Annotated in this window: 9 protein-coding genes; 5 read left to right on the plus strand and 4 right to left on the minus strand. The window is 59.3% G+C overall.

The features are described from left to right. The first annotated feature begins 333 nt into the window (after nucleotides 1-333). From QZ862_RS08715 to fdxA, 3 genes are all read left to right on the plus strand, one after another. On the plus strand, nucleotides 334-3,411 hold the full coding sequence (locus QZ862_RS08715; protein WP_296099125.1) for a helicase-related protein: 3,078 nt from the start codon (nucleotides 334-336) through the stop codon (nucleotides 3,409-3,411). 4 nt (nucleotides 3,412-3,415) lie between these two features. Continuing rightward, nucleotides 3,416-3,832, plus strand: a complete 417-nt coding sequence (locus QZ862_RS08720) for an RNA-binding S4 domain-containing protein (RefSeq protein WP_296099029.1) — start codon at nucleotides 3,416-3,418, stop codon at nucleotides 3,830-3,832. Between the two features lie 157 nt (nucleotides 3,833-3,989). Beyond that, a complete protein-coding gene (gene fdxA / locus QZ862_RS08725) occupies nucleotides 3,990-4,328 on the plus strand; it encodes a ferredoxin FdxA (RefSeq protein ID WP_062444698.1) in 339 nt (112 codons plus the stop codon). A gap of 83 nt (nucleotides 4,329-4,411) precedes the next feature. Here the strand turns inward: fdxA and holA are convergent, their stop codons facing one another. From holA to leuS, 3 genes are read right to left on the minus strand one after another with little or no spacing between them, the layout of a single operon-like run. Then, nucleotides 4,412-5,449 (minus strand): DNA polymerase III subunit delta, encoded by a 1,038-nt coding sequence (holA, locus tag QZ862_RS08730; RefSeq protein ID WP_296099032.1) that lies wholly within the window; start codon nucleotides 5,447-5,449, stop codon nucleotides 4,412-4,414. 9 nt (nucleotides 5,450-5,458) lie between these two features. Beyond that, entirely contained in the window at nucleotides 5,459-6,007 is a 549-nt protein-coding gene (gene lptE / locus QZ862_RS08735; protein WP_296034911.1) for an LPS assembly lipoprotein LptE, read from the minus strand. Next, nucleotides 5,997-8,627, minus strand: a complete 2,631-nt coding sequence (leuS, locus tag QZ862_RS08740; protein WP_296099035.1) for a leucine--tRNA ligase — start codon at nucleotides 8,625-8,627, stop codon at nucleotides 5,997-5,999. The genes lptE and leuS overlap by 11 nt, the downstream gene beginning before the upstream one ends. A gap of 197 nt (nucleotides 8,628-8,824) precedes the next feature. On the opposite strand from leuS, the gene QZ862_RS08745 reads away from it, so the two are divergent. Continuing rightward, the gene (locus QZ862_RS08745; protein WP_296099037.1) at nucleotides 8,825-9,484 is read left to right on the plus strand and encodes a YggS family pyridoxal phosphate-dependent enzyme; all 660 of its coding nucleotides are present in this window, start codon (nucleotides 8,825-8,827) and stop codon (nucleotides 9,482-9,484) included. Nucleotides 9,485-9,574: 90 nt separating this feature from the next. On the opposite strand, the gene QZ862_RS08750 is transcribed toward QZ862_RS08745, so the two are convergent. After that, the gene (locus tag QZ862_RS08750) at nucleotides 9,575-18,064 is read right to left on the minus strand and encodes a glucoamylase family protein (RefSeq protein WP_296099039.1); all 8,490 of its coding nucleotides are present in this window, start codon (nucleotides 18,062-18,064) and stop codon (nucleotides 9,575-9,577) included. A 547-nt stretch (nucleotides 18,065-18,611) separates the two neighbouring features. On the opposite strand from QZ862_RS08750, the gene QZ862_RS08755 reads away from it, so the two are divergent. Then, complete coding sequence (locus tag QZ862_RS08755; protein WP_296099043.1) at nucleotides 18,612-19,793, plus strand: M20 aminoacylase family protein; 1,182 nt, start codon at nucleotides 18,612-18,614, stop codon at nucleotides 19,791-19,793.

The following is a 19,793-nucleotide window of genomic DNA, read 5'->3' on the forward strand; positions in this document are numbered from 1 at the left end:
GACATCTGATTCAGCATCTGGTGGCTTTGACGGCAGAGAAAGCCACATCTTGCCGTGAACAAAGACTGAATCTTCTGGAGTCAGCGATTCGTCTCTGATTCGTTCTCAACCTGTTCCGAATCTTGTGGCTTTGGCGTTTCTCGGTAAAAAAGCGTTTTGCGCGACCGTATCCGGCAATCAAATGAGCGAAGACGCCGCTGATAACGCTTTCGTCCTTGCGTTTGGCCCTCTCGATTGCCATGTGTGAAGGACTAAAATGCGGGCGCCCTCACGCCGTGTCCGAAGAGTAGCAGCATCGTCGTTTTCGCGGATAGTACGTTGAATTTTCGCCCCATGATCTTGAGCGGCCGCGGTGTAACGGCCGTTCTTGGACCGACAAATACCGGCAAGACCCATTATGCCATTGAAAGAATGGTGGCGCATGGAAGCGGGGTCATAGGCCTGCCGCTGCGCCTGCTGGCGCGCGAGGTCTATACGCGACTGGTGGAAAAGGTCGGCGCCAACAACGTCGCGCTGATCACCGGCGAAGAGAAGATCTCCCCTCCCCGCGCCAAATATTCCGTCTGTACAGTGGAAGCGATGCCGCGCGAAACCAATGCCGCCTTCGTCGCCATCGACGAGGTACAGCTCGCGGGCGATCTGGAACGCGGCCACATCTTCACCGACCGCATCCTGCACTTGCGCGGCAAGGAAGAGACGCTACTTTTGGGTGCCGGCACTATGCGGCCCATTCTCGAAAAGCTGCTGCCGGGCATCGTGATGGTCGAGCGCCCTCGCCTCTCACAGCTCTTCTATGCGGGCTCGAAGAAGATCACCCGCCTGCCGCAGCGTTCGGCCATCGTCGCCTTCTCCGCCGACGAGGTCTATGCGATTGCCGAACTGGTACGTCGTCAGCGCGGCGGTGCTGCCGTCGTTCTTGGCGCGCTGTCTCCCCGCACCCGCAACGCCCAGGTCGGCCTTTATCAGAATGGCGATGTGGAATACCTTGTCGCGACCGATGCCATCGGCATGGGTCTGAACCTCGATGTCGACCACGTGGCCTTTGCCCAGGACCGTAAATTCGACGGCTACCAGTTCCGCAATCTGAACCCGGCTGAAATGGGCCAGATCGCCGGTCGTGCCGGACGTCATTTGCGCGACGGCACCTTTGGCGTCACGGGCCGGGTCGATCCGCTGGACGATGAGCTGGTGGAGCGGATCGAATCACACGAGTTCGATCCGGTCAAAGTGCTGCAATGGCGCACCAAGAATTTTGATTTCTCATCCATCAGAAATCTCCAGGCGAGCCTTGACGCCGCACCAACGGTGCAGGGCCTGTCACGTGCGCTTCCCGCCATCGACCAGCAGGCGCTTGAATATCTGGCGCGCTATCCGGAGATCATCGACGTCACCACGACGGCGGAGCGTGTCGAAAGATTGTGGGAAGCCTGCGCTTTGCCGGACTATCGCCGCATCGCGCCTGCACAACATGCCGATCTGATTTCGACCCTCTATTTCGATTTGGTGAAACGCGGTACGGTCAATGAGAATTTCATGGCCGAACAGGTGCGCCGCGCCGACCGGACAGACGGTGAGATCGACACGCTTTCCGCCAGGATTGCGCAGATCAGAACATGGACGTATGTATCCAACCGCCCAGGATGGCTTGCCGATCCGACACACTGGCAAGAAAAGACACGGGAAATCGAGGATCGATTGTCCGATGCGCTACATGAAAGGTTGACGAAACGCTTTGTTGATCGCAGGACATCTGTGCTCATGAGGCGCCTAAGAGAGAATGCGATGCTTGAAGCTGAAATCAGTGTGAATGGTGATGTCTTCGTAGAAGGACATCATGTCGGTCAATTGGCGGGATTCCGGTTCACCCCGGTTTCGGGAACCGAAGGCCCGGATGCCAAGGCCGTGCAGGCGGCAGCGCAAAAGGCGCTCGCATTGGAGTACGAGGCGCGTGCCGCCCGCCTCCATGCCAGTGGCAACGGCGACCTCGCCTTGAGCTCGGACGGCCTCGTCCGCTGGCTCGGTGAGCCCGTGGCGCGTCTGGCCGCTGGCGACAACATCATGAAGCCACGCGTCATTATGCTGGCCGACGAGCAGTTGAGCGGCAATGCGCGTGACCACGCGCTTGCCCGCATCGAGCGCTTCGTCAATCATCAGATCGCGACGGTGCTGAAGCCGCTCGACGATATTTCTCGTGCCGAAGACCTGCAGGGTCTTGCCAAGGGCCTGGCGTTCCAGTTGGTCGAAAATCTCGGCATCCTGTTCCGTCGTGATGTGGCCGAGGAGGTCAAGACGCTGGACCAGGACGCGCGCGCTTCCATGCGCCGTTACGGCATCCGCTTCGGCGCCTATCACGTCTTTCTGCCTGCACTTTTGAAGCCGGCGCCTGCCGAGCTCGTGACACTGCTCTGGGCCTTGAAGAATGACGGTCTTGGCAAGCCGGGCTATGGCGATCTCATTCCAGTTCTGGCCGCTGGCCGCACCTCGGTCGTGACCGATCCCGGCTTCGAGCGCATGTTCTACAAGCTTGCTGGTTTCCGTTTCCTCGGCAAGCGCGCCGTGCGCATCGATATTCTCGAGCGCCTGGCAGACCTCATCCGTCCGCTGCTGCAGTGGAAGCCCGGTCAGCAACCGCGCCCAGAAGGCGCCTATGACGGTCGCCGCTTCACCACCACCACAGCAATGCTGTCGATCCTCGGCGCGACGCTGGACGACATGGAAGAGATCCTCAAGGGTCTCGGCTACCGTGCCGATCAGGTCTCTGCAGAAGAGGCAGCGACTTTCCTGGCCGCACAGAGCGGCGAGCCTGCCAAGGCAGGTGTGACAGACGCCGCTCCAGCTGAAGACGCTGCAAATGACGATGCGGACGCCTCCGATGCCTCCGAACAGGAAGCCTCTGCCGAAGCGCCGGTCGAAACAGTTGCAGAGGTGAAGGCTGAAGAGCCGAAAACCGAAGGAAGCACGTCTGAAGAAGGCAAGACCGAGGAAGCGACGGCTGAAAACGCTGAGCCGAAGCCGGTCCTTCTGTGGCGTCCAGGTGGCCGCAACGACAATCAGCGCAGCGATAACCGCCGCCCGGGCAACCGCAGTGCCGGTAACCGCGGCGAAGGCGAACGTCGCGAAGCGGGCGAAGGTCGTCCAGGCAACCGCCACAATGCCAATCGTGACGCTAACCGTGATGGCGATCGCAAGCGCGAAGGCGGCCGTCCGGACAATAAGGCACGCGGCAACAACAATCGTGGCGATCGTCCTGATCGGGGCGAGCGCAAGGATCGTCCCGAACGCAACGATCGCGGCGGCAAGCCGCAGGGTCAGCAGCGTTTCGAGGCAAAGCCACCGCGCAAGGAAAAGCCGATGGATCCGGATTCGCCTTTCGCCAAGCTCGCTGCTCTCAAGGAGCAGCTGAAGAAGTAAGTCTATGGGTCAAAAGGAACAGCCACTCGAAGCCGGGCGTCAGCGCCTCGACAAGTGGCTGTTCTTCGCCCGTATGGCAAAATCCCGATCGATTGCCCAGAGCTACATTCAGTCGGGCAATATCCGGGTCAATGGCGCGCCCATCCGCCAAGCCAGCCATATGGTAAAGCCCGGTGACAAGCTCGATATCTCCGTCGAGCGGATGGACCGCATTCTCATCGTCAAGGCGGCGGGCGAGCGGCGCGGGCCTTATGAAGAGGCCAGGCTTCTGTATGACGATCAAACCCCTCCCCGCGAACCGAAGGATCGCTTGACCCTGCTGGAGCAGGCTGTTCGCCAGCCAGGCAGCGGTCGTCCGACCAAGAAGGAACGCCGGGCGCTAGACAGGTTCATCTCGGAGAGGGATAACGATCCAGATTAGAATAAACGACTATTTTGCTCGCTTTTTTCAGCATGGTTTATCCTTGCTATCTTGGGTCAAAGGCATTACGTCACTTGCGAAAATGCCCTGTCTGAATTCCGGGCGAAGGCTTGTGTTCGAAAGCCACTGACCCGGCCTGCATATTCTGGAGTTCTTCATGACGTATGTCGTGACCGATAATTGCATTCGCTGCAAGTACACTGATTGTGTTGAAGTCTGCCCCGTGGATTGCTTCTACGAAGGTGAAAACTTCCTCGCCATCAACCCTGACGAATGCATCGATTGCGGCGTGTGCGAGCCGGAATGTCCCGCCGAGGCGATCAAGCCAGATACCGAGCCGGGCCTCGACAAGTGGCTGAAAATCAATGCGGAATATGCTGCTATCTGGCCAAACATCACGGTCAAGCGCGATCCGCTGCCGGAAGCCAAGGAGATGGACGGCGTCGAGGGCAAGCTCGACCTCTACTTCTCCGCTGAGCCTGGCAAAGGCGACTGATACAAGTCAGCTCTGTGTAAATATTAAAAGCCTCCCGGCACCCGCCGCGGAGGCTTTTTCATTTCTCTCGATCGATAGAAAGATCAGCCGCCCCTACCCGCTTGCAGGGTTGTGGCAAGCAGCGTCAGAAGCGCCACGCTCTCTTCCAGGCTCTGACGCTGGCGACTTTGCAGGATCGCTGACTGCAACCGGTTCATTTCTCTGGCAATCGCTGCCGGCTGCCATGTGCGTAGCGCTCGCTCGATGATCGGCTTGCGGCGAAAATGAATGCCGCGCCCAAGCGTCTGCATCACTTGGCCTGCCTGAAGCTTCTTCTCGTCCATTTCGGCCCGCATCTGGTCGAGCAACTGAAATTGCCTTAGGCATCCCTGCAGCACAAGAAAGATCGGCGTCTTCGAGGAGATGATCTTCTGGCTAGCGTGAAAGAAGCCGTTGCGATCGCCCTTGAGGATCGCGTCCACGGCGTCGTCCGCAGACACCGCACTGGCATCGCCAATGATCGCCTCGACATCGTCTTCCTCGATCACATCTCGGCCACGGCAGTAGAGCGCCAGTTTCTTCACCTCGTTGCGTGAGGCAATGCGGTCGCCACCCAGCGACTCGATTAGCCGCTGTCGTGCCGCTGGCGTGATCCTTAAATTTTCATCGGCAAGCTCATGATCGATCAACGCGTTCAACGATCTTGCATCATCGGCATAGCAAGGAATGGCGGCAATAGCGCGTGAGGGCTCGGCGATCTTGCGAAGCCCCGTGCCTTTTTTAAGGTCGCCTGCCTCGATAATGAGAAAGCTTGTCTCTGGCGGACTATCCGCCAGCACCTGAAGCGCATCGACCAACGGCTTTTCATTGGCCGCACCCTTGACCCAGACAAGCTTTTCGCCGCCAAAGAGGCCAATGGCGTTCACCTCGTCCAAAAGCCGTCCTGGGTCGCCCTGCAGGTCGGTGACGGCAAGTTTCAGCGAGGCGAAGGCATCATTCGGATCGATACCGGTCTTTTTTGCAATGATCGCAGCACGTTCCGATACCAGTCCGCGATCCGGTCCATATAGGACAAAGATGCGAAAACGCTCCGCCGGATTTTCGGCGAAGCGTTCGAATTCATGAGACTTGATTTCCGTCATGATCGCAGCTTATCGGCTGAGCGTGGCGGCAATGTCCGTGCGAATGATCTCTGCCAGTTCACGCGCCGCACGGTTTTCGCCGTCACGGATCGCACGGATCTTGGCGAATTCCTGCTGCGGCAGGTCGAGCATGGCGGTGACGGTGCGCTTTGCGGACCGCAGCACCTGACCGTCGGACATGCGCGTCAGCACATATTGACCGGTCATCGTCACGCGACCCGGATAAGGACCGTCATAGTTGCTCTTGCCGACCGACAGGCTGGTGTCGTTGGTAACCTCGGTGGAGCTGGCGCTGGAGGAAACCACCAGCTTGACCTGATAATCCGTCTTGGTGGGAGCGCCCTGCCCGCCATAGGCGAGGAAGATCAGGTGGTTGCGAACCTCCTGTGTGATGCGGTCGCCAGCGGATGAGAAGCTGACGGAGGCAAGCTTCTCACGCGTTCCCGATTCCACGCCATAGAGCGGGCGAACCTGGCAGCCCGCAAGCGCACCAGACAAAACGACGACAGACACTGCGGCGGCTATGCGGCCCCATCTGGAATAGGCATCAAACAACAATGTTCACGATCCTTTGTGGAACCACGATGATCTTCTTCGGCTCTGAACCGGCGAGTGCCGCCTTGACGGCATCCAGTTCCAGCACGGCGGCGCGTACGGTATCTTGATCCGCATCGCGGGCGATTGTCAATTCGCCACGCTTCTTGCCGTTGATCTGGATCGGCAGAACAACCTCGTTCTCTTCGACCAGCGCTGGCACGAAGACAGGCCATGCCGCCTGAGCAACCAGACCGGAATTGCCAAGAACCTTCCAGCACTCTTCCGCCAGATGCGGCGTCATCGGCGCAATCATGCGGATGAGTATTTCTGCGGCATCGCGCGCCGCAGCCTTCACGTCATCCGCCTTGCCACCGGCAGCAACCTCGGCCAACGGACCAGCCAGTGCGTTGACCAGTTCGTAGATGCGGGCGATCGCCTTGTTGAAGGCAAGCTTGTCCAGATCGTCCTGTACGGCCTTCAGCGTCTTGTGCGCGGCCTTGGAAATCGCCAAGCCCTCGCCTGCCGTGGCTGGAGCTGCCTTGGCAGCCTTCAATTCGTCGGCAGCTTCGCCGATTATGCGCCAGACGCGCTGTACGAAACGATGCGCTCCTTCGACACCCGCTTCCGACCAGATTACATCTCGATCCGGCGGGCTATCGGATAGCACGAAGAAGCGCGCGGTATCGGCGCCGTAAGAGGCGATGATATCGTCTGGATCGACCACGTTCTTTTTCGACTTCGACATCTTCTCGATGGAGCCGATCGTCACCTCCGCGCCGCCCTCCAGCATGAAGGCACGACGCTTACCGTCGACATCCTCGATGCGGATATCGGCCGGTACGACCCATTGGCCGTTTTGGCCTTCGCCCAGGCGATAGGTCTCATGCACCACCATGCCCTGGGTGAACAGGCCTTTGAAAGGCTCCTTCACATCCACATGGCCAGTTTCCTTCATCGCGCGGGTAAAGAAGCGCGAATAGAGCAAGTGCAGGATCGCGTGTTCGATGCCGCCAATATATTGGTCGACCGGCAGCCAGCGATTGGCGACCTTTGGATCGGTCGGCTCATTCTCCCAAGGTGCGGTAAAGCGGGTGAAGTACCAGCTGGAATCGACAAACGTATCCATGGTGTCGGTTTCGCGCCGCGCATCGTGGCCGCATTGCGGGCAGGCGACGTGACGCCATGTCGGGTGGCGATCCAGCGGATTGCCGGGGACATCGAAGGTGACGTCGTCCGGCAGCTTGACCGGCAGATCCTTCTTCGGAACCGGCACGACGCCGCAGACTTCGCAATGGATGACCGGGATCGGGCAACCCCAATAACGCTGACGGGAAATGCCCCAGTCGCGCAGGCGGAAATTGACCTTGCGCTCCGCCTGTGGGGCGTCACCCAGCATCTGCGGCGACAGCTTGGTCACGACCGCTTCGAAGGCGTCCGTGGTCTTCATGCCGTCCAGGAAGCGGGAATTGATCATCACGCCGTCATCGACATAAGCCGTATCACCAACGGTGAAGCTTGCTGCATCGCCATCTTCCGGCATGACGACCGGAACGACTGGCAAGCCATATTTGCGGGCAAAATCCAGGTCGCGCTGGTCGCCAGACGGGCAGCCGAAGATCGCGCCGGTGCCGTAATCCATCAGCACGAAGTTGGCGATATAGACCGGCAGCTCCCAGGACGAATCCAGAGGATGGACGACCTTGACGCCGGTATCCATGCCGCGCTTCTCAGCCGTTTCCAAAGCAGCCAGAGACGTGCCCTGACGACGGCATTCGTCGCAGAACTCGGCAATGGCGGTATTGTTCTCGGCCAAGGCTTTCGCCAGCGGATGATCCGCAGCGATCGCCAGGAACGAAGCACCAAACAGAGTGTCTGGGCGCGTGGTGTAAACCGTGATGTCACTGAACCCTTCCGGCGCAGTGGCGGCCACCGTCTGCCAGCGCAGCGACAGGCCTTCGGACTTGCCGATCCAGTTCTTCTGCATCAGCCGGACCTTTTCCGGCCACTGATCCAGCTCGTCCAGGGAATCCAGCAGATCCTGGCTGAAATCGGTGATGCGGAAGAACCATTGTGTTAGCTCACGCTGTTCGACCAGCGCACCGGAACGCCAGCCGCGACCGTCGATCACCTGTTCGTTGGCCAGAACGGTATGGTCGACCGGGTCCCAGTTGACCTTGGACTGCTTGCGATAGACCAGACCCTTCTGCATGAAGTCGATGAACAGCGACTGCTGACGGTGGTAATAATCCACGTCGCAGGTCGCAAATTCACGGCTCCAGTCCAGCGACAGACCCATGGATTTCAGCTGGCCACGCATGGTGGCAATGTTCTGATAGGTCCAGTCCTTCGGGTGAACCTTGTTCTGCATCGCGGCGTTTTCTGCCGGCATGCCGAAGGCATCCCAACCCATGGGATGCAGCACATTGTAGCCGCGTGCGCGCTTGTAGCGGGCGACTACATCGCCCATCGCATAGTTGCGCACATGGCCCATATGAATGCGACCGGACGGGTACGGGAACATCTCGAGGACGTAATATTTCTCGCGGGTGTCGCTATTGTCGGTCACGAAGACCTTGTCTTCGTTCCACTGCTGCTGCCAGCGCGGCTCGGCGTCGCGAGGATTATAACGTTCGATGGCCATACTTCTGAAATCCGGGTATCGAGGGGGTAATGCGCGCTGACCTTCACCATGAAACGGCCGATGCGTCAAGTTTTGCAGGGCGTTAGGGGGCGCAAACTTGGAATACAGCGCTTAAATGGTGACATTGATGCTTGGCATCAAGCCACCACGGCTCTAGGACGAACACAACACAGTCTGAGATAGAACAGAGGTTTCCCATGGACATCGAAGCCCGTCTTGCCGACATTAAGGAGCGGATTGCCACCACAGCCGAGAGGGCGGGCAGAGCGCCCGGCGAAGTCACCCTGATTGCCGTCTCGAAAACCTTCGATGGCGACGCCATCCAGCCGGTCATCGATTGCGGCCAGCGTGTCTTCGGCGAGAACCGGGTTCAGGAAGCGCAGGGCAAATGGCCGGCGCTGAAGGACAAGACCCCGGACATTGAGCTGCATCTGATCGGCCCGCTGCAATCCAACAAGGCTGCCGACGCGGTGGCACTGTTCGACGTGATCGAAAGCATCGACCGCGAGAAGATCGCCCGCGTGCTGGCGGAAGAATGTGCCAAGCAGGGCAGGGCGCTGCGCTTCTATGTTCAGGTCAATACCGGGCTGGAGCCGCAGAAGGCAGGCCTCGATCCACGCGAGACGAAAGCTTTCGTCGACCTCTGCCGCAATGAGCTGAAGCTCTCCGTCGAGGGCCTGATGTGCATTCCGCCAGCGGATGAAAATCCCGGCCCGCATTTTGCGCTTCTCGCAAAGCTCGCCAAGGAATGCGGTGTGGAAAAGCTCTCCATGGGCATGTCAGGCGATTTCGAAACGGCGATCGAATTCGGCGCGACCAGCGTGCGTGTCGGCTCTGCCCTCTTCGGCGCGCGCTGACGCCCTTAACGACCCTCGAAAACCAGAAAGCCACAGCGTTTTCAGCGCCGTGGCTTTTTTCTTTGAAGAGGCCTTCGAGGCTCACCCCGTTCAGTCGAACGGGATGGCGCGATCCGTGCTCTTGACCGGCTTGCCATCGATCGTGACGGCAATGTCCGCGGAGCCTGCCGTGCGCTTGACGGAAACGTCGCGGGTGGTTCCGTCGATCGTGACCTGGACGGAGAACCCATCCCAGGCTTCGGGCAACGACGGCGCGATATGTAGCTTGCCGCCATTGCGCGTGATGCCGAGAATGCCTTCGACCGCAGCGCGATAGAGCAGGCCGGCCGAACCCGTATACCAGCTCCAGCCACCGCGACCGGCATAGGCGTTTTCGCCATAGACATCCGCCGTCACCACATAGGGCTCGACACGGTAGGTCTCGGACGTTTCGCGGTCCAGGGCGTGATTGACCGGGCTCAGCATCGAGAAGCACTTCCATGCATCTTCGCTGCGGCCAAGCTTGGCAAGCGCAAGAACAACCCAGGTTGCAGCGTGGGTATACTGACCGCCATTTTCACGAACGCCCGGCGGATATCCTTTGATGTAGCCTGGATTGTGCGGCGTGCGGCTGAAAGCCGGGGTGAAGAGGCGGATGATGCCGAGATCCTCGTCCACCAACTTGCTCATCACCGCATTCATGGCCTGCTGCGAACGATCCGCCTCGCCTTCGCCGGAAAGCACGCTCCAGCTCTGTCCGAGCGAATCGATCTGGCATTCTTCGCTGGTGGAGGAGCCGAGCGGCGTGCCGTCGTCGAAATAGCCACGACGGTAATAGTCACCGTCCCAGCCTGCGGTTTCGAGTGCCGCGCGCAGCTTGTCGCGGTGCGTTTTCCACCGTTCGACGCGGTCGAGATCGCGGCGTTCTTCGGCGATGGCAATGAAGTCGCGCAGCGTACCGGCCAGGAACCAGCCCAACCAGACGCTGGTGCCCTTGCCACCGATACCGACGAGGTTCATGCCGTCGTTCCAGTCGCCACCGAGCATCAGTGGAAGACCGTTTTCGCCGGTGCGATGGATGGCGAGATCAAGCGCCAGTGCCACATGCTCGTAGAGGTTCGCCGTCTTCTCGCTTGTTTCCGGCTGGAAGAAGGCATCATGCTGGCCAGGCATCAAGGCTGCACCCTTGAGGAAGGGGATATCCTCCTCCAGGATTGCCTTGTCGCCGGTGGTGGCGATGTACTGATAGGTCGCGTAGGCAAGCCACACGACGTCATCGGAGATCGTGGTACGAACACCTGCTCCTGTCAGCGGCAACCACCAATGCTGGACGTCACCTTCGACGAACTGTCGACCAGCAGCGCGGATGATCTGCGCGCGGGCGAGATCCGGTTGGTAGAGCAGGAAGGCAAGCGTGTCCTGCAGCTGGTCGCGGAAGCCGAAAGCGCCGCTCGACTGATAGAAGGCCGTGCGTGCCAGGATGCGGCAGGAGAAGGCTTGGTAGGGCAGCCAGGTGTTGACCAGGTGGTTAAAGCCAGCATCCGGTGTCGAAACCTGCAACTGGCCGGTAAAGCCCTTCCAGAAATCCTTGTTAGCCTGAAGCACGGTGTCGAAATCCGAACTGCGGATATCCTTCACCAATGCGCGAGCCTCATCTACCGTATCGGCATCTCCGAGATAGAACAGCACATGGCGTTCTTCACCCGGCTTAAGGTGAATTTCCTGCATCACTGCCGCGCAAGGCGCGCCATCGAGCTCCGTGCTTCCGGAAAGCGCAGCACCCGTGACCACGGCCTGCGGTGCATTGATGGTGCCAAAGCGACCGATGAACTCACGTTTGCTGGTCGTGAAGCTGGTCGACGGTCCATCGAGCGACAGGAACGACGTCCTCTCATTATAGTCGATGCTGTAGGGGTTGGAGGCAAAGAGTGTACCGGTGTCCTCATCATGACTGCTCAGAATGAACGGTGCAGACTTCTGCGGGTTGTTTCCAAGCACCCACTCGACATAACCATAGGTCTTCAGGCGGCGGTTCTGCGTTCCGACGTTGCGGATCGTCAGACGCGAAAGCTTGACCGGCTTTTCGCGATCCACCGTCTGCGTCACCTCGATATCGAGACCGTCATCGACGCTGCGGAAAGTGGAGTAACCGAGACCATGGCGGGCTTCGAAGACCGCTTCCGGGTTGCGACCGATGGCAGCAAAGGGCGAATGGATCTTTCCGCTTTCGGCATCGGCAACATAGATCGCCTCACCCGGTCGGTTGGTAACCGGATCGTTGGTCCACGGTGTCAGCTGATAGTCGCGGGAATTGCGGCTCCAGGTGAAGCTGGCGCCTTCCGCTGAAACATGGAAGCCGAATTTCTCGTTGGAGATGACGTTGATCCACGGATGCGGCGTGGACTGTCCACGGTTCAGCCGCACGACGTATTCGCGACCATCCTTGGTGAAGCCACCAAAGCCGTTCCAGAAATCGAGATCCTGGGTGTCTTCGACGGGATCGGCAACCGGATAGGCGGGTGAGGGCAAACGCGCGAGCGTCGCATTGGCATCCGGTCCACGGTTGGCTGCAAAGAGCGACACGGCGCGGTTGACCTGGTCGACGATCTTGCCGTTGCGCACGTGAAGCACGACGCGAGATGCGGCCAGAAGTGCTGCCCAGGTTTCCTCATCCATCAAGTCACGGCGCACCGAGAAGACATGCGGTCTTCCGCCATCCGCCGGGTTGATGCGGCGCTGCGCTTCGGAGATGTGATCCAGCGCATGCTGCATATCCTGCGCATAGGATGCGGAGCGCTCATTGACGATGACGAGATCGAAGATCACGCCGCGCGAGCGCAGATATTCATGCGCACTCAAGGCTTCTCGGACGATATCCATGTCCATGTCGTCATTGATGCGCAGCGCAAAGATCGGGAAGTCGCCCGAAATCGCCAGCGACCAGAGGGAACGCTGCGAGGCGAGACCGGTTTTCAGCGTGTCCGCATCGGCGCGCAGATGCATGTCCGGATACACAAGGTAGCGACCGAGATGCTGGAAGGCTGCTGCCTGTTGCGAGGAGACGCCGACATGGCGCATCTGCACCTGGGTGCGTGTCCAGGCATGAACAAGTTCATGCGCGAAAGCATCCGGGTGACGATAGCGATCGATCGCCTTGTCGACATCCTCACGGCCAGGCGCTGCAATCGTCCAGAAAATCACGCTGACCTTCTTGCCGGCAGGCACGCGCACGACGCGACGCAGCGACAGGATCGGATCGAGCGTGAAGCCATCGGAATTCGAAAGCGTCGCTCCCTGATCGAAGGCGGCAGCCTCTGCAAGTGTGCGGCCACGGCCGATGAACTTGGCGCGATCGGTCTCGTATTCCGTCGCGCGAGACGTGCCGGCATTGTCTGCCGCCAGATGCGCGATGATGGTATCGGGATCGCTCGGCGAACGCTTGTTGCGCCATGCGCGGATGACATCGCCGCGCTTGCCGATTTCTGTCTGCACGAACATGCGCGAGAACAGAGGATGGGCGTTGTCGTCGTCCTCCTTGCCGATCACCGGCTCGAGATAGGAGGTCACTTCGATGTAGCGATCTTCCGTCCCGACGTTAAGGAGGGTGATACGGCGACCTTCAGCATCATGCTCGGTGGCAACGATGCACTCGACGACGCTCTGCAGATCGCCCACTGTTTTGTGGAATTCGGCACGATCGTCCATGAAGACAGTCTTGGTCTTTTCTCCTTCCGCAACGCGTGGTTCTGCGGTCGCACTCCACCATTGGCCAGTCGTGGTGTCGCGCAGGAACAGGAAGGTACCCCAACGGTCTTCCGTCGGATCGGCCTTCCAGCGGGATACCGCCTGGCCGTTCCACTTGGAGTAACCGGCACCGGTTGCCGTCAGCATCGTGGAATAGTGGCCGTTTGACAGGAACACCACGTCACGATCACGGATGGCCGGATCGGTCACCGTGCGGATTTCGGCGCGCAGAAGATCCGCCTGTTCCTTGCCGGGAGTTTCCGGCTCGTACTTGGCGCTCATCACCGGCACTTCGCGCGGTGCTTTTTCCTGCAGCAGCAGTTCGGCTGCTTCGATCACCGGATCGGCATGGAACAGTTCACGCAGGAAACCATCGAAGGCGACGTTGGCGACAGCCGCAATCGACATGCCATGGTGGTGGGCATAGTAGTTGTAGACGACGGCACAGACCTTGCCATCGGGAACGCGGGTCGGCGTAAAGTCCACGGCATCATGGAAGCCATAGCGACCAAGCGCGCCGAGCTTGCGCAGCTTCTCGAGGTTTTCGAGCGCCGAGTCTGGATCGTACTGCGCGGCGAGGATCGACGCATAGGGCGCGATGACGGCATTCTGGCCAAGACCACGCTTGAGGCCGAGCGTCGGAACACCGAAGTTGGTGTACTGGTAGTTCATATTGTGGTCGCGGGCATTGAAGGCCGCTTCGGAGATACCCCAAGGCGTGCCGAGACGGCGACCGTGATTGATCTGCTCACGAACGATCAGATTGTTGGTCTGATTGAGGATACCACCCTGACGCTCCTGCATGACGAGCGGCGGCATCAGATATTCGAACATCGAACCCGACCAGGAAACCAGCGCGCCCTGCGCGCCGATCGGCACGACCTGACGGCCGAGACGATACCAGTGTTCCGTCGGCAGATCGCCCTTGGCAATCGCAAAGAGCGATGTCAGGCGGCACTCGGAAGCCAGCAAGTCGTAGCAGGCCTCATCCAGCTCCTGGCTTTCCACGCGGTAGCCGATCGAGAGCAGACGGCGATCCTTGCGATAGAGGAAGCCGAAGTCCATGGAGAAAGCGAGATTGCGGCTGCGATCGCGAAGCGAGGCAAGACGCTCCCGCAGCGAATCGATGGTGGAGTGATCGAAGGCGCTGTCGGAAATATGCGCTTCACAGCAATCCACCAGCATCTGCGCCCAGCGGGTCATTTCGGCGCTTTGCTCGGACTTCACTTCCAGATCGAGATTGGCCGCAAGTTTCTGAATGTCACGCGCCAGAACCGCAAGGTTGATGACGCGGATCGAGGCGAACTCGTGCTCGCGCTTGACCGAGGTAAGCGCGTTGGAGAAGCCGATGATGCGCTCTTCCAGACGGCGGTGCAGCGGACGCAGGTTCTTGCGGTCGTCCGGCAGTTCTTTCAGGCTTTCGCGAACGATGCCGGCGACATCGCCGATACCGTCGAGATTGCCCTGAAGGTGAGCCGACGGCGCTTCCGCCCACTGGCGGCAGGCAGAGGAAATGGCGATCAGATGGCCGGCGAGGTTACCGCTATCCACGGCGGAAACGTAGCGGGGGCCGAGCGTCTGCAGCGTATCGGTATGGTACCAGTTGTAGAGGTGACCGCGATACTTCTCCATCTTCTCTACCGTCTCGATGGTCTTTTCCAGACGCTCGATCGTGTCGGAGAAGCTGATCCAGCCAAACTGACGGGCAGAAATCGTCGACAGCAGGTAGACGCCGATGTTGGTCGGCGAGGTACGGCTGGCAACGATAGGCTCCGGCGTCTCCTGGAAGTTGTCCGGCGGCAGATAGTTTTCGTCCTTGTTGACGAAGGTCTCATAATAGCGCCACGTGCGACGCGCGATCTTTCTGAACTCACTCGACACATGCTCTGAAACGAACATGCGGTCTTCGGTTTCCGCAGACTGGCTGACATACCAGGCAACTACCGGCGAGAAGACCCACAGAAGAGCGAACGGGACGCCGACGAGGAAGGCATTGTCACCAGGGAGCGCTGCGAACAGAAGGCCCAGGAGAGCGACGACCGGCGCATGCCACATCTGACGATAGTAATCGAAGACGCTGCCCTGGGCGCTGGACTGCATGCTGGCGGCGGTACGCCATTCCAGCAGCAGCTTGCGGCTGACGAAAAGACGGTAGAGCGAACGTCCGATGGCATCAGCCATCATGCAGGCGCCGTCGGCAATGAAGACGATGCGGAGCGCGACCTGTGCATTGGTAGCGCGGATTTCCGACCAAATCGTGTGGAAATGCGCCTGGGGCACGATATCCGTTGAACGCGGCACAAGGCCCGTCAGAAGCGAGATGGTCGGCGCAACGAAGAGCGAGAAGATCAACAGAATCTGCCAGATCAGCGCGCCGAACGGGTCCATGAAGTACCAGCCGAGAACGGACGCCACGAACCAGGCGATCGGGGTCAGCGAGCGGCGCAGGTTGTCGATCATCTTCCAACGGCCGAGCGCGGTTACACCGCGTGCGGCATCGAGAATGTAGGGCAGCAACTGCCAGTCGCCACGCGCCCAGCGATGCTGGCGCGAGACTTCGACCTCATAACGGGTCGGGAAATCCTCGACGAGTTCCACGTCCGTCACCAATGCACAGCGGGCAAAGGAGCCTTCAAGCAAATCGTGGGAAAGAACGGAATTCTCGTCGATGCGGCCCTTCAGAGCCTTTTCGAAGGCATCCACATCGTAAAGGCCCTTGCCGGTAAAGGTGCCTTCTGCGGTCAGGTCCTGGTAGACGTCGGACACGGTAAAGACGTAAGGGTCGATACCGCGGTTGATCGAGAAGACGCGCTGGAAGACCGACGCATCCTTACCCGTCGTCAGCGACGGCGTGACACGCGGCTGCAGCAGACCATAACCATGGATCACACGGCCGGTTTCCGGATCGTGAACCGGACGGTTGATCGGGTGATGCATCTTGCCGACGAGTTTGGTGACGGCATCGCGCATAAGGCGCGTATCGGCATCCAGCGTCATGACATATTTGACATCCTTCGGCACGGTGTTCGCACCGTTGAGGAAGGTCGTGTCCTTGTCGCCGCGCAGCAACAGGTTCAGTTCATGCAGCTTGCCGCGCTTGCGTTCCCAGCCCATCCAGCACCCTTCGGACGGATTGTAGATGCGGCGGCGATGAAGCAGGAAGAAGCGGGTTTTGCCGTCAAAGGCGTAGCGCGCGGAGAGGTTCGCCACTTCGCGCTTGGCATATTCCAGAAGCTCCACATCCTCGGTGGTCTGCTCCTGCTGCGCATCGCGCCAATCGCTGATCAGCGAGAAATAGATCTCGCCATGGGGATTGGCGAGATAGTGGACTTCCAGATTGCGGATCATCTCGTCAACCGCATCACGGCTGGTGATCATGCAAGGCACGGCAACCAGGGTGCGGGCATCTTCAGGAATGCCGCTCTTGAACTCGTAACCGACAAGGCGGAACGGTTTAACGAAGAAAGTGACAAGCGTGTTGAAAAGACCTGTCGCGCCTTCGGAGGCTGGAAGTGCAAACATCAAGAGGAACGCGCTGACGACATACCAGGGCATGCCGGCTTCAGCCAGGAACCAGCCAACCGCCAGCATAGCAATAGCTGTCAGAACCAGAACCGGGACAGCAACGGCAAGCCAGTTGAAGCGGCGCATGGTGCGCACGACGCGCTGGGCAAACAAGGGATTGTAGCCAATGCGTTGCTCCAGTTCCTTGCGGCGCTGACCGACGAGGAAGGCGCCGACATTCGGCTGATGCGGATAGGCATCATTCGACGTGGCGGCTTCCGTCACCATGTCGACGGCAAGCTGAGCCACCTCAACTTCGGTCTTGCTGGAACGGCGCGCCAGCAGCTCCACATTGTTGCGGTAAGTGTTGCGCGAGCCGAAGTCGAGCGTTTCGTAGTCGGTCTGCTCGCGCAGAACCTTGTCGATGTGGCTGACGTCTTCGAACCAGACCGACCATTCGGTGTCATCGATCTCACGCAGGCTCTTGACGATATTGCCCATCGTCACGTTGCCAGAGGCAAGGCGGTTGTGCTCCGCCATCATAACGTTTTCAGCGTCGGTGCCGACGCTGTTGAGACGCTCTTCAAGCCAGTTCAGTGCGAAGTTCGAGGTTTGCGAGCCGTTCTTCAGACGATAGAGGAACTGGGTCGCGAATGTCGGGTCATCGACCAGCGGGTCGATCTGCTTGAGGAATTCCGCCGAAGGCTCCGCCTCGTTGAGACGGATGATCTCGTCCACCACCTCATTGGCCTTGTGGCGCATGCGGCGCGAGCGCTCGACACGAATGGAGATGCGACGCAGGTTCTCGATCAGCACGAAGCGCAGGAAGGACGGCAGCGCCCAGATTTCACCGATCTGTAGCGTCTTGTTGGTCTGGAAGCCTTCGACCAGCGCCGTCAGACTTTCGCGCGAGACCGTGCTGTGGGTGTGGGCGACAAAGAGCCATGCCAGTGCCAGAGCGCGCGGGATTTCGGCATTGCCGATCCGCATCGTCGGCAGTTGCCGATAGAATTTCTTCGGGAAATCGCGACGGACTTCCTGGATGGCTTCTTCGATCACATAGTGATTGTCGAGCAGCCATTCCGCAGCCGGCGTGATGGTCAGGCCGTTTTCCGAATCTACCGCCGTGGTGCGATAGACGCGCAGAATTTCCTTCTCGTTCTCGCGGTGACGCGCGAAGAAGTCGAACTCCATGAAACCGGGAAGGGAGGCAGAACCTGAGTGCGACAGGTCTGCCCCGCAAGCTTTCAGCTCGTCTATGTTGAAATAGACAGAGCGGATCGAGTCGTTGTGATCGATCTGCTTGGTTTCGGAGTCACGGGCGGCGGCGGTCGGCGTAATATGAAATGACATCGGCTCGTATTCTGGACCCTGAGTGAAATGCTGAGGCTAGTCTTTAACCCTTAACTGTTTCGGAGTTCTCATCGAGAGTGAAACAATGTGGCAAGCTTTATTTCGTGCTGATCCTGAACCTTTGCTGAACCACCGCGGACCAGCGCACGGTAGCGAGAAACAATCTTATCGCCCGACATGGTGAAATCGGGGCATTCGGATTTCACTATATAATATCAATAGTTTCTCGAGAACGAATTGGCGTCTAGGGGAGCATGACCCCGGAACCAGACATTTCGCAAAATTCCCCCGCGAAAACGCCGCTGCCTTTCCCCGATATCTCCCCATATCCGCTTGGCATTCTTCTTCATGACGTGATGTGATCAGAAGGTTTTGAATGTTTCAAGGCATTTTCAGTTCCATGCCATCTGTTTGATTGCCGCGCAAGAACACAAATCCAGGCCAATAACAGCACGCCCTTATCAAGACGGTCCACTCTTGCTATTCATGATCGATGAAGAATGCGCCGGCCAGCAACCGCTGCGGCAAAGAGACGGAACAGCAAAGCATGACACTGCATCCGGTGACCATTTCCTCGTCGTCCAACGTCATGGAAGAGGTGGTTGAAATCCGCCGCCATCTGCATCGCAATCCGGAGATCGGCCTATCCGAATTCAAGACGTCCGATTTCGTCGCAGAGCGCCTGACTAAAATGGGCTACGAGGTAACGCGAGGCCTCGCAGGCACCGGCGTGGTCGCCACCTTGCGCAATGGCACAAGCAATCGCAGCGTCGGCATCCGCGCCGACATCGATGCCCTGCCGATCCACGAGGAAACCGGCGCCGACTATGCCAGCGAGACACCAGGCATGATGCATGCCTGCGGCCATGACGGCCACACCGCCATGCTGCTGGGCGCGGCGAAGATCATTGCTGAGCGGCGCAATTTCGACGGTACGATCCATCTGATCTTCCAGCCGGCAGAAGAAAATTTCGGCGGCGCGCGCATCATGATTGAAGACGGCCTGTTCGACCGCTTCCCCTGCGACGCAGTCTTTGCCCTGCATAATGATCCAAGCCAGCCTTTCGGCCATTTTGTTTTGCGTGACGGCCCGGTGATGGCGGCAGTGGACGAATGCAAGATCACCGTCAACGGGTATGGCGGCCATGGGGCAGAGCCGCAAAGCGCCTCCGACCCGATCGTTGCCGGTGCCAGCATCGTCATGGCGCTGCAAACGGTGGTCTCGCGCAACATCCATCCGCTGATGCCAGCCGTCGTCACCGTCGGCGCATTCCATGGCGGCAAGGCCAGCAATGTGATCCCGGAGACAGCGGAAATGCTGCTGACCATCCGCTCCTTCGACCCTGAAGCCCGCGATGAGTTGGAAAAGCGCATTCGCATGATCGCCGAAGGTCAGGCCGCAAGCTACGGCATGAGCGTGACGCTGGAGTATGAGCGCGGTTACAGCCCGACCGTCAATCACAAGGCGGAAACGGACTATGTACGGGCGCTCGCCACGCGCTTTGCCGGGGCCGACAAGGTGCTGGAGATGGAGCGCCCGACCATGGGAGCGGAAGACTTTGCCTATATGCTGGAGAAGCGCCTCGGCTCGTATTTCTTCCTCGGCACCAAGCGCACCGACAACGACCCGCCGCTGCACCATCCGAAGTTCGACTTCAACGACGATATCATTCCGATCGGAACCGCCTTCTGGGTGGAGCTTGCGGAAGATTTTTTGAAAGCTGACTGA

Origin of the sequence: uncultured Agrobacterium sp. (assembly GCA_913777615.1) — a bacterium.
Taxonomy (GTDB): Bacteria; Pseudomonadota; Alphaproteobacteria; order Rhizobiales; family Rhizobiaceae; genus Agrobacterium.